Here is a 12019-nt window from a genome sequence, read left to right as displayed (position 1 = left end):
CGCGCCCACCGCCCCACGCCCGCCGCCCCGCGCCCACCGCCCCGCGCCCACCGCCCCGCGCCCACCGCCCCGCGCCGCCCGGCTCCGCCTGCGGCGTCCTCGCCCTCGGTTGCGGATTGGTCCCCAAGGGGGCCGCAACCAGGCTCGGTTGGGCTACTTTTGTGGACAATCGCACGGCTGCGAAGGGGGGACCGTGACCGGTCAGGAGCGCGTGATCGCGGGGCGGTACCGCCTCCTCGCACCGCTCGGCGAGGGCGGCATGGGCACGGTGTGGCGGGCCCGGGACGACGTGCTCGGCCGCGAGGTCGCCGTCAAGGAGGTCCGCGCGCCGGCGGGCCTGCCGGCCCCCGAGGTCGAGCGGCTGTACGCCCGCCTGGAGCGGGAGGCCTGGGCGGCGGCCCGCATCCCGCACCGCAACGTCGTCACGGTGTACGACGTGGCGCGCGAGGAGAGCCGCCCGTGGATCGTCATGGAGCTGGTGCGGGGCCTGTCCCTGTCGGACGTCCTCGACTCCGAGGGGCCGATGCCGCCCGCGCGTGCGGCCCACGTGGGCGCGGAAGTTCTCGCCGCGCTCCGGGCCGCCCACAACGCGGGGGTGCTGCACCGCGACGTGAAGCCCGGCAACGTCCTGGTGGCCAACGACGGCCGGGTCGTCCTGTCCGACTTCGGCATCGCGATGGTCGAGGGCAGCTCGGCCCTGACGATGACGGGCGAGGTCGTCGGGTCGCCGGAGTTCCTGGCCCCCGAGCGGGCGCTGGGCCGGCGCCCCGGGCCGGAGTCCGACCTGTGGTCGCTGGGCGTCCTGCTGTACGCGGCCGTGGAGGGCGTCTCGCCGTTCCGGCAGGACACCCCGCTGAGCACGCTGCGCGCGGTCGTCGACGAGGAGCTGCCGCCGCCGCGCCGCGCGGGACCGCTGGCGCCGGTCATCGAGGGCCTGCTCCGCAAGGACCCCGCCGAGCGCTCCACGGCCGCCGACACCGAGCGCGACCTGCGGCTCGTCGCCGAGGGGCGGCCCCCGGCCGGCCACCGGGACGTGCCCTACGCGCCGACGGTCGCCTCCCCCCAGGGGCCCACGCCGCCACCGCCGCCCGGCAGTTACGCGGCGGCGTCGGCCGCGTCGGCCGGCACCCCGTACGGCGGTACGACGGCCACGACCACGGCCGACGCGCCCCGTTCGCGCCGCGCGTCCGCCGTCCTGGTCGCGGGCGCCGCCGCGCTGGTGCTCGCCCTCGGCGGCCTCACGTACGCGCTGGTCGGCGACGACGACGGCGACGGCTCGGGCGGCGGCTCCGGCACCGACGCGGGCAGCGAGGCCCGTGACACCGGAGGCAGCGGCGGAGACTCCGGCGGCGGCGACAGCAGCGGCGGCAGCGGTGGAACGGACGGCGGCGGAAGCACTCGTGGCGGCGGGAACGGAGGGGACGGAGGGGGCGGCGGCACCAACGGCGGTGGCGACGGCGGCGCGACGGACGGCGGCGGCAAGAACGGCGGCGGCAGCGGCGGCACGAGCCCGCACCCGCCCCAGTCCGTGCGCGTCGCCCTCACCGGCCACCGCACGTCCTACACCGGCGCCTGCCCGCCCGCGCAGGGCGCGGCACCGTCGTTCACCGCGGTGTTCACCGCGGGCCGGACCCCGACGCAGGTGGAGTACCGCTGGGTGACCGCGGAGGGCGAGTCGAGCGACCCCGGCTGGAAGACGCTGGCCTTCCCCAGGGGCGGCGGCGACGAGAAGCACGTGCAGCACATCGAGGCGCCGGGCGTCACGGACCCCGGCACCCACCACAACAAGATCAGCGTCGAGGTGCGCGCACCGGTGAGGGCGGACTCCAACGCGGTGGCGTACTCCGTGACGTGCGAGGAGGAGGAGCCCACGACGGGCGGGGGCTCCTCCTCGACCTACGGACCCTGACGGGCGGACGGGACCGGCGGGACCAGTGGAACCACCGGGACCGCCGGGACCGCCGGGGCCGGGGACCCCGGCCGCCCGTCCGGGCTCAGGACGCGGACCTGCTGAAGACCGGCAGGTAACCACCCGACTGGCCTGCCGCCGTCGGGTGGTACGACTCGCCGATGTTCGCCCAGTTCACACTGTGCAGCCACGGCGCGCCGGAGCAGATCTCGTGCCCGGTGAACGTGGTGGTGACGTCGCCGAAGGCGAAGCCGTGGTCGGCGGCGCGCTTGGCGAGCGCCGCGTTGAGGTGGTCGGCGCCGCTGTTGACGGCGGTGCGCTCGCGCTCGGTCAGGCCCGCGAGACAGCTCCCGCCGAGCTTGTAGAAGCGCGGGTAGCCGAGCACGACGACGCGGGCGGACGGCGCCTTGCCCTTGATCGCGGAGTAGACGCGGTCGAGCTTGCCGGGCAGCGTGGAGTCGACGTACGCCTTGGCCTGGTTGATGCGGGACACACAGGTGTCCTCGGACTGCAGTACGCAGGTGGTCATGACGTCGGCGAAGCCGGCGTCGTTGCCGCCGACGGAGAGGGAGACCAGGTCCGTGCCGGAGTTGAGCGGGCCCAGTTGGCTGTTGAGGACGTCGTCGGTGCGGGCGCCGGAGCAGGCGGTGAAGCCGAAGCTCGCGGGTTTGTTGGCGGCGGCCCACAGGGCCGGGAAGGCGCGGGTGCTGCGTTTGCAGTTGCCGCTGCCGCTGTCGTAGCTGCCGGCGCCGACGCCGGACGAGTACGAGTCGCCGAGCGCCACGTAGGCCGGGGCGGCGCCCTGGGACCCGGAGTCCGCGTGTGCGGCTCCCGCCCCGGTGAGGGTGGCGGCCGCGGCCAGGAGGAGTGAGGAAGCATATGCCGTGAAACGGGACAGTCTCATGGAACCCCCTTTTAGCAGGATTTCTGCCTCGACAGTGGTAGCACGCACCACGCGCCGCCAACAGTGTCCATGTCAATCAATCCTTCAGTAATTTCCTTGCCCACGCTGCGAGTTCATTGATCCGGAAAGAGGGAGCGGACGAACATCTGCACACTCCCTCCGCATCTTGACGGGGCCCCGTTCGCTGGGCCACATTGAAGCCCGGCATCCGGCGCGTCGGGGGGCAAAGTCGCCAATGCAGACCATCGGGTTCAAGTCGTCGCACAGGGATCTGAGCGCACTGCTCGCGGGCGCGGCGGTCACCGCCGGGTGCGCCGGGGCGGTCTTCGCACTGCTCGACCTCGCCTCGCCGGTGCGCGGGCCCCTGACCCTCTTCTTCCTCGTCGCCGCCCCGGCCGCCGCCTGCGCGTACTGGCTGCGGGGGCTCGACCCCTGGGCGCACGCCCTCGCCTCCGTCTCGGCGGCGGTCGTGGTCGACCTGCTGGTCGCCCAGGCCATGCTGGCGCTGCGCGTGTGGTCCGTGCGCGGCGGTGTCGCGGCGGTCGCGGTGCTCAGCGCGGCCGCCTTCCTGCCGGCCCTGGCGCGGCGGCTGCGGCACCGCGCCCCGACCAGACGGACTTGATGACGTGGACATCACCGTGCACCGCCCCGGCGAACTCACCGCGGCCGACCGGGCGGCGTGGTCCGCCCTGCAGTCCAAGGCCCACCTGCACGGTTCACCGAACCTCGCGAACCCCTTCCTCTCCCCCGAGTTCACCCTCGCCATGGCCCGGGTGCGGCACGACGTGCGCATCGCGGTGGCCCGCGAGGACGGGGAGCCCGCCGCGTTCTTCCCGTACCAGAGATCGAGGACCGGCGTCGGCCGGGCCGTCGGCCTCGGCGTCTCCGACAGCCAGGGCGTCGTGCACCGCCCGGGCTTCACCTGGGACGCCCGGCAGCTCCTGCGCGCCTGCCGCCTGGTGATGTACGAGTACGACCACCTGGTGGACGGCCAGGCGCCGTTCGCGTCCGGCGCCACCGGCACCTTCGCCTCCCCGGTCCTGGACCTCGACCAGGGCTACGACGCCTACCTCACCCATCTGCGCGCCGCGTCCCCGAAGTTCCTGCGCTCCACCCGCGCCAAGGGCCGCCGGCTGGTCCGCGACCACGGCGAGCTGCGGTACGTGCACGACGAGCGCGACCCGCGCGCCCTGCGCACCCTGATGGCCTGGAAGTCCGCGCAGTACCGCAGGACGGGGCGCAGCGACCGCTTCGCCCGCGCCTGGATCACCGACCTGGTCGACCAGCTCTTCCACACCCGCGGCGAGACCTTCCAGGGGCTGCTCTCCGTGCTCTACGCGGGCGGCGCGCCCGTCGCGGCGCACTTCGGGCCGCGCACCGAGCGCGTGCTCTCCTGCTGGTTCCCCGCCTACGACCCCGCCTACGCGAAGTACTCGCCGGGCCTGCTGCTCCACCTGCACATGGCCGAGGCGGCCGCGGCGGACGGCATCGCGCACCTGGACCTGGGGCGTGGCCAGAAACAGTACAAGGACTCCCTCAAGACACGGGAGCTCACCGTGTCCGAGGGGTGGGTGGCGCTGCGCCACCCGATGGCTCTCGGCCATCGTGCGCACCGCGCGCCGGTGCGGGCGCTGCGCAACACCGTCGTATCCCGACCGGAATTGTTCGGACCGGCGGATCGCCTGCTCAAGAGCGTGGGAAAGATCCGCTCCCGGGGCCGGGAACAGTGAAGAACGAGCAGGATGCGTCACCGAACGACAGAGAATGGCAAGTGATCCGGACATTTTCCGAGTGTCTTAAGTCAAGGGTCAATTTATCGAAAACGTGAGACCTCGTTCCAGGTCTTGCCATACCGTCGCAAGCATCAATACCGTCGTACATCAACCCGCCACGGTTCATCGGCAGTCGGTCTAGGGGAGGGCTCAAGACCGCGATGGCACCGGAGCGGGGCGCGGTAGGGGGGTGCCCGTGCCCGGGACCACAAGTCGTCCGGGTCACGTGCCGCGCAGTCATGCCAGCTCACCCGGGCGTGCCCGGAGCTCACCGCACGGTGTGCGCTCCGTCATGACCGGACGTGAGAACCCCCCCTTTCGAACCGGATCGACAACCGGACCGCCCGGGGGCGGGCGGTCCACCGGACGAGAGGGACAAGAGACTCATGAGTTCCGCTGTGCGCCCGTTCAATTCGGGCCAAGATCCTTTAATCGACCCGTCCGCGACCGGCTCCGCCGAACAGGCGCGGCCGTCGCTCACCAAAGCCGGATTGCCCGCCATTCCCAGCCAGCACGAATACCGCCCGGTATCGTCGCACCTGGCGATTGCGCCTCCGGTGAGCGTCGTGATTCCCGCGATGAACGAAGCGGAGAATCTTCCCTATGTGTTCAAGACCCTGCCCGAGTGGATCCATGAAGTCGTCCTGGTGGACGGCAATTCCACGGACAACACGGTGCAGGTGGCCCGCGAGCTGTGGCCGGACGTGAAGGTGGTCCGCCAGCTCGGCAAGGGCAAGGGCGACGCGCTCATCACCGGCTTCGAGGCGTGCACCGGCGACATCATCGTAATGGTGGACGCCGACGGCTCCGCCGACGGCCACGAGATCGTCTCCTACGTCTCCGCGCTGGTCTCCGGCGCCGACTTCGCCAAGGGCTCCCGGTTCGCCAACGGCGGCGGCACGGACGACATGACGCTCATCCGCAAGCTCGGCAACTTCGCCCTGTGCGCGGTGGTGAACGCCAAGTTCGGCGCCCGGTACACGGACCTGTGCTACGGCTACAACGCCTTCTGGCGGCACTGCCTCGACAAGATCGAACTCGACTGCACCGGCTTCGAGGTCGAGACGCTGATGAACATCCGCGTCGTCAAGGCGGGGCTCAAGGTCCAGGAGATCCCGAGCCACGAGTACCTGCGCATCCACGGCGTCAGCAATCTCAGCGCGGTCCGCGACGGCCTGCGGGTGCTCAAGGTGATCCTCACCGAGCGCTCCACCAGGCGAACCCAACGGCGGCGTCCACGCACCGCCGCCCTCACGGCGCGCCAGGGAGAGGTTTCTTGATCACTATCTCGGTGGTGATCTGCGTGTACACCGAGGACCGCTGGGAGGACATCCTCTCAGCGGTCGCCTCGGTGCGCGCGCAGTCCTTCACACCCCACGAGACGCTCCTCGTGGTGGACCACAACGAAGTACTCCTGGACCGGCTCTCCCAGGAGTACAAAGAGGCGCCGGACGTGCGGGTGCTCGCGAACGCGGGCCCCCGCGGCCTGTCCGCCGGCCGCAACACCGGCGTCGCCGCCTCCGGGGGCGAGGTCATCGCCTTCCTCGACGACGACGCGGTCGCCGAGCGCGACTGGCTGCTGCGGTTCGCCGAGGCCTACGACGACCCGCTGGTGTTCGCCGTCGGCGGCCGCACGGTGCCCGTGTGGGCGTCGCGGCGCAGGCCCGACTGGTTCCCCGAGGAGTTCGACTGGGTCGTCGGCTGCATGTACCGGGGCCACCCGGCCGGCCGGGTCCGGGTGCGCAACGTCCTCGGCGGCAACGCCTCGTTCCGGCGGGCCGCCTTCGACGTCGCGGGCGGCTTCGCCACCGGCATCGGCCGCGACGGCGACAAGCGCCCGCTGGGCTGCGAGGAGACGGAGCTGTGCATCCGGCTCACCCGCGCCCGGCCCGACGCCGTGCTGCTCATCGACGACCGCGCGGTCATCCACCACCGGGTGCCCGCGGCCCGGGAGCGGTTCCGGTACTTCCGCTCGCGGGCGTACGCCGAAGGGCTGTCCAAGGCCCTGGTCGCCCGCAGCGTGGGCGCCGCCAAGGGGTTGGAGTCCGAGCGGCGGTACACCACCCGGGTGCTGCCCGCCGGCGTCGGCCGCGGTCTGCGCGACGCGCTGCTCGGCCGCCCCGGCGGCGCGGGCCGCGCGGGCGCCATCGTCACCGGCGTGGTGGCCGCGGCCGGCGGGTACGTCGTCGGGAGCGTGCGCGCGCGCCGGTCGGGCGCGGCGTTCTCGGTCGTGGACGCGGGGCCGGCCCCCGAGGAGAGACGCGGCGAGGGGGCGGGGAGATGAACCCGGGTGGCATCCCCATATTCATGTACCACTCCATCGCGCCGCTGCCCAACGAGGCGACGCACGAGCTGTCCGTCTCCCCCGCGGCCTTCGCGGAGCAGATGGAGGTGCTCCGCTCCCTCGGCTGCACCCCGCTCACCACCGCGCAGCTGGCCTGGCACTGGCGCCACCCGGACCGCCCGCTGCCCACCCGGCCCGTCCTCATCACCTTCGACGACGGCTACGAGGGCGTGCACCAGTACGCCCTGCCGGTGCTCACCAAGCACGAGTTCGCCTCGACCTTGTTCCTGGCGACGGGCTGGCTGCGCGGCAAGTACGACACCGGGGGCGGGCTCGACACCATGCTCGGCTGGGACCAGGTGCGCGAGCTGGCCGAGTCGGGCACGGAGATCGGCGGCCACAGCCACACCCACCCCCAGCTCGACCAGCTCTCGGACGACGCCCTGTGGTTCGAGGTGGTGCGCTGCAAGGAGATCGTCACCAACGAGCTCGGCACCCCGCCCGAGTCGTTCGCCTACCCCTACGGCTACTCCAGCCGCCGGGTGCGGCGCGCGGTGCGGGGCGCCGGGTTCCGCCAGTCGCTCGCGGTGGGCAACGGCCTGGCCTGCCGCCGGCAGGGACCCTACGCGCTGCGGCGCGTGACGGTCCGGCGCTCCACGGAGCCGGAGGAGTTCGAGCGGCTCGCCGAGGGCCGCGGACTCGGCCGGGCCTTCGCCAGGGACCGCGTGCTCACCAAGGGGTACGCCATGGTCCGCCGATGCCGACAAGCCCGCCGGAAGGCAGCTCGCACCCGTGTCTGACACGACCACCGCACAGGCAGAGCTCACCGGGACCGACAGCGGTACCGACGGCGCACCACCGTCCGGTGGAAAGGAGAGAAGGTCCCGGAAAATGCGTCTGCCAGGTGCGGGCGGCGGCAGCCCGCTGTTCCGCAACGCGTACGCCCTCATGCTCAACACCGGCATCTCAGGCGTCCTCGGCCTGGGGTTCTGGCTGGCCGCCGCCCGGTACTACTCGGAGTCGGCGGTCGGCCAGGGGTCGGCGGCCATCGCGGCGATGAAGCTCCTCGCGGGCATCACCGCCGTGACGCTCACGGGCGCGCTCGCCCGGTTCATCCCGGTGGCGGGGCGCGCCACCGGCAAGCTCATCTTCCGCACCTACGCGGGCAGTTCGGTGATCGTCGGGTTGGCCGCGCTGGTCTTCCTGTTCACCCTCGACCTGTGGGGGGCCTCGTACCGGTTCCTGCACGGGCCGCTCGCCGGGATCGGCTTCGTCGCGGCGGTCGTGGCCTGGTCGCTGCTCACGCTCCAGGACGGGGTGCTCACCGGGCTGCGCAACGCGCTGTGGGTGCCGGTGGGCAACACGGTGTTCTCCGTGGTCAAGCTCGGCCTGCTGATCGCGTTCGCGGCGGCGATCCCCACCGCCGGGGTGTTCGTGTCCTGGGTGGCCGCCATCGCCCTGTCGGTCGTGCCGCTCGGCTACCTGGTGTTCCGGCGGCTTGTGCCGCGCCACGTGCGGGACACCGAGGGCAAGGCGCAGCCGCCGTCGTGGCGCGAGATCGGCCGGTTCCTGGCCGGTGACTACACGGGCTCGCTGTTCTCGCTCGCCGTGGTGTACCTCGTTCCGGTGATCGTCGCCTCGCAGGTGAGCTCCGAGGACAACGCGTACTTCTACATCGCCACGACCATCGCGGGCACCACCAACCTGCTCGCCATCAACATGGGCGCCTCGCTGACCGTCGAGGGCGCCCACGACCCGGCCCGGCTGGCCGCCAACACCCGGGCGGCGCTGCGCCGCATGCTGCGGATCATGCTGCCGGTGTGCGCGGTCCTTTTCCTGGGCGCGCCCTACATCCTGCACGTGTTCGGGGCGGGCTACGCGGAGGCGGCGACGCCGCTGCTGCGCTGGTTCGCGGTGGGGTCCGCGCTGCGGGTGGTCATGGAGACGTACTTCGCGGTGCTGCGCGCGCAGAGCCGCACCTCGGGCCTGGCCTGGCTGCAGGGCCTGCTGTGCGCGCTCGTGCTCGGCCTGACGCTGGTCCTGCTGCCGCGGATGGGCCTGACCGGGGCGGGGGTCGCGGAGATCTCCGCCCTCGCGGTGATCGTGGCCGTCGCGGCGCCCAAGCTGTACGCGGTCACGCACCGGACCCCGGCCGAGCGGACGGCGCCGGACGGCGACCTGGCGGACCTCGGCACCCCGGACGTCGCGCCGCGGACCGCCGCGGCGTCCGGTGCCGCCCGCGCGGAGGCGGCGGGCCACCGGCACGGCCCGGGGTGGGCGCTGCGCGAGTCCCCCGACTCCGACACACTGCAACTCGCGATCCACACCGCGGACCTGGACCACCAGGAGCGCAGGCCCGACATGCGCCCCGGCCCGGCGACCCCGGTGTACGGCACGCGGATCGTGCGGACGGGCAGGACGGGCAAGGCCGGCAGGGCGGCCGGGCCGGGTCAGGGGGACGGCATGGAGGGGCACCGGCCCACGTGGGCCGCGGGGCGGCCGCCGGCCGCGCCCTCGCACGGGACCCCGGCCACGCCCTCCCACGGAACCCCGGCGACGGGCCGCGCGAGCGGGCCCGAAGCCGTCCGCTCCGGCGGGCCCGGGGACACGTTCTCCGGCGCGCCCGGGGGCACGTTCTCCGGCGCGCCCGGGGACACCTTCTCCGGCGGGCCCGGGGACACCCTCTCCGGCGGGCCCGAGGCCGTCCGGCCGGACACCGCCGCACCGGCGGCGCAGCCGTCCACCCCACCGACCGGCACGGCGGCCCCGCCGCCGCCGACACCACCGACAGGCACACCGACCGTGACGTCATCCCTCCCGGCGGACTCCCCGGCCGCCGCGTCCCCTCCCCCGGCCGCCACGACGCCCCCGGGGGCCTCGGCTGTTCCGGGGGCCTCCGCCGCTCCGGACCCCCTGGCGGCTTCCGCCACTCCGGATTCCCTGGCGGCCTCGGCTTCCCCGGACGCCGCGGCCGCCTCGGCCTCCCCGGACGCCTCGGCTTCCCCAGCCGCCTCGACGCCCCCAACAGCAACGGCTGCCACGGCTGCCACCGCATCTCCGGCTCCCCCGGCTCCCCCGGCCCCAGCGGCGCCGCGGCCGTCCCGGGGCCCGGTGTCCGGACCGGCGCGGCGCGGCCCGTGGGTCCCGCGCGTGCTCGGTGTGCTCCTCGTCCTGGCCCTCGGCCTGTACTGGGGGCCCGCGCTCCGGCTCGGCGAGGGCGACCTGGACGCGATGGGCGGGCTCGGGCTCGTCTCCGTGCTGCCACTGCCCACGCTGGCCGGCGCGGCGCTGCTCGTGGGCGTGTTCGCCGCGCTGCTGTGGCTGGAGCGGCCGCGCACCGCGCTGCTCGCGGTGACGCTGGTCGCCACCGTGGTCTCGCTGCACGCGCTGCCCGCCGTGATCGAGACCGAGCCGCGGTTCGCGACGGCCTGGCAGCACCTGGGCTTCCTGGACTACATCGACCGGACCGGCACGGCGGCGCCCGACCTGGACGCGCGCTGGAGCTGGCCCGGGTTCTTCGCCGCCGCCGCGTTCGTGGCCGAGGCGTGCGGCGTCTCGGACCTCACCGAGGTCATCCGCTGGTGGCCGACGGCGATCCAACTCCTGTACCTGGCGCCGATGGTCCTGCTCACCCGGCACATGCGGGCGAGCTGGCGGGCCAAGTGGGCGGGCCTGTGGATCTTCGTCCTGAGCGGCTGGGTGGGCCAGGACTACTTCTCCCCGCAGGGCTTCACGTTCCTGCTGTACCTGGTGTTCGTGGCGATCCTGCTGGTGTGGTTCCGCGCGCCGCGCGTCCTGTGGTCGAGGCGGCGGCCCGGCGAGGCCGAGGTGGCGCCCGCCGACCGGCGGCAGCAGGCGGTGCTGCTGGTGATCCTCCTCGGCCTGTTCGCGGCGACCGTGCCCGCGCACCAGCTCACGCCGTTCGTGATGCTCGGCGTCGTCACGGTCCTGGTCCTGGTGGGCCGCTGCGAACTGCGCGGCCTGCCGCTGCTCTTCGGCGTCCTGGTGCTGCTGTGGCTGGGCTTCCTCGCCGAACCGTACTGGTCGGGCCACTTCGACGAGCTCTTCGGCGGTGTCGGCGGCGTCGGCGGCAACGTGTCGTCGTCCGTCTCCGGCCGGATCGAGGGCGGCGACCCCTCGCACAAGCTGGTCCTGTACGCGCGCGTGGCGCTCGCCGGGTCCGTGCTCGCCCTCGCCTGCTGGGGCTGGCTGCGCAGGCGCCGCCACCGGTACCGCGAGGTGTCGCTGGTCGTCCTGACGTTCGTGCCGTTCCTGGGCTTCGGGATGCAGAGCTACGGCGGCGAGATGGCGCTGCGCGTGTTCATGTTCGCGCTGCCGGGCGCGGCGCTGCTCGGCGGGCTCGCGCTGTTCCCGCGCACCGGGGCCACCGCCGAGGAGCGGGACCGCGACCGCCGGGCGGGCCTCGCGCCGCTCGCCGCGCTGCTCGCGGGGCTTGTCCTGGTGGGCGGCTTCCTGGTGGCCCGCTGGGGCAACGAGCCCTTCGAGCGGGTGCGGACCGGCGAGGTCGCCGCCATGGAGTACGTGTACGCGCACGACGACCCGACGGTACGGCTGCTGTGGATGAGCGACGACCCCGTCAACAACGTGACGCCGTCGATCCCCTGGGGCGAGCGGGACCCGGAGAAGGTCGAGTACCTGCCGACGCTCGCGCCCGCCGACCCGGCACGGGTGTCGGGCCTGGTGGAGGCGCTCGAGGACGCCGGGCCCAACTCCTACCTGATGGTGAACCGCGGGCAGAGCGTGTACCTCCGGATGGACTCCGGCTACCCGGCGAACTGGGACACCAGGCTGCTGCGCCACCTGGACCGGCGCGCCGATCTGAAGCGGGTGCTCAGCAACGCCGACGCGACGCTGTACGCGCTGCGCGACCGGCCGGACGGGCCGGTGGCGAAGGCGGACCCGGGCGCGGTCGGCCCCAAGGTGACGTGGACGCCGTGGTCGGTGGTCGGCGGGTTCGCCGTCGTGGCGCTCCTGCTGCTGCTCGCCGTACGGGAGGTCGTACGGGTCGCGGTGGCGCCGGGCGTGGCGCAGCAGCGCTGGCTGCAGAGCAGCTTCTGGTTCTCGCTGCCGCTGCTCGCGGTGTTCCTGGCGTCGCTGGTGCAGCGGTTCGTGACGATGGCGTAGCGCGC

Annotated in this window: 8 protein-coding genes; 7 read left to right on the top strand and 1 reads right to left on the bottom strand. The window is 73.6% G+C overall.

Annotation, left to right across the window (positions count from 1 at the left end):
- Positions 1-193 precede the first annotated feature (193 nt).
- Complete coding sequence (locus tag QK440_RS31350; protein WP_282796621.1) at positions 194-1909, top strand: serine/threonine-protein kinase; 1716 nt, start codon at positions 194-196, stop codon at positions 1907-1909.
- Between the two features lie 85 nt (positions 1910-1994).
- Here the strand turns inward: QK440_RS31350 and QK440_RS31345 are convergent, their stop codons facing one another.
- Positions 1995-2813, bottom strand: a complete 819-nt coding sequence (locus QK440_RS31345; protein WP_282796620.1) for an SGNH/GDSL hydrolase family protein — start codon at positions 2811-2813, stop codon at positions 1995-1997.
- A gap of 235 nt (positions 2814-3048) precedes the next feature.
- Between QK440_RS31345 and QK440_RS31340 the strand changes: the two genes are divergently transcribed.
- The 6 genes from QK440_RS31340 (at position 3049) to QK440_RS31315 (ending at position 12014) form a co-directional block, all read left to right on the top strand.
- On the top strand, positions 3049-3435 hold the full coding sequence (locus tag QK440_RS31340; protein WP_282796619.1) for a hypothetical protein: 387 nt from the start codon (positions 3049-3051) through the stop codon (positions 3433-3435).
- A 4-nt stretch (positions 3436-3439) separates the two neighbouring features.
- The gene (locus tag QK440_RS31335; RefSeq protein WP_282796618.1) at positions 3440-4543 is read left to right on the top strand and encodes a GNAT family N-acetyltransferase; all 1104 of its coding nucleotides are present in this window, start codon (positions 3440-3442) and stop codon (positions 4541-4543) included.
- A 542-nt stretch (positions 4544-5085) separates the two neighbouring features.
- Positions 5086-5865, top strand: a complete 780-nt coding sequence (locus QK440_RS31330; RefSeq protein WP_282796622.1) for a glycosyltransferase family 2 protein — start codon at positions 5086-5088, stop codon at positions 5863-5865.
- Entirely contained in the window at positions 5862-6869 is a 1008-nt protein-coding gene (locus QK440_RS31325) for a glycosyltransferase family 2 protein (protein WP_282796617.1), read from the top strand. The genes QK440_RS31330 and QK440_RS31325 overlap by 4 nt, the downstream gene beginning before the upstream one ends.
- Positions 6866-7669, top strand: a complete 804-nt coding sequence (locus QK440_RS31320) for a polysaccharide deacetylase family protein (RefSeq protein WP_282796616.1) — start codon at positions 6866-6868, stop codon at positions 7667-7669. The genes QK440_RS31325 and QK440_RS31320 overlap by 4 nt, the downstream gene beginning before the upstream one ends.
- A gap of 91 nt (positions 7670-7760) precedes the next feature.
- A complete protein-coding gene (locus QK440_RS31315; protein WP_282796615.1) occupies positions 7761-12014 on the top strand; it encodes a lipopolysaccharide biosynthesis protein in 4254 nt (1417 codons plus the stop codon).
- The last annotated feature ends 5 nt before the right edge of the window (positions 12015-12019 follow it).

The sequence above is a fragment of the Streptomyces sp. CC224B genome (genome assembly GCF_030010595.1).
GTDB lineage: Bacteria > Actinomycetota > Actinomycetes > Streptomycetales > Streptomycetaceae > Streptomyces > Streptomyces longispororuber.
Note: the sequence above shows the minus strand (reverse complement) of the source record. Positions and strands in the feature narration are given on the sequence as shown.

Excerpts from the sequence above, each read along its gene's own strand:
- QK440_RS31345 (WP_282796620.1), bottom strand. The coding sequence starts at position 2,813 with ATGAGACTGTCCCGTTTCACGGCATATGCTTCCTCACTCCTCCTGGCC.
- QK440_RS31340 (WP_282796619.1), top strand. The coding sequence starts at position 3,049 with ATGCAGACCATCGGGTTCAAGTCGTCGCACAGGGATCTGAGCGCACTG.
- QK440_RS31320 (WP_282796616.1), top strand. The coding sequence starts at position 6,866 with ATGAACCCGGGTGGCATCCCCATATTCATGTACCACTCCATCGCGCCG.
- QK440_RS31315 (WP_282796615.1), top strand. The coding sequence starts at position 7,761 with ATGCGTCTGCCAGGTGCGGGCGGCGGCAGCCCGCTGTTCCGCAACGCG.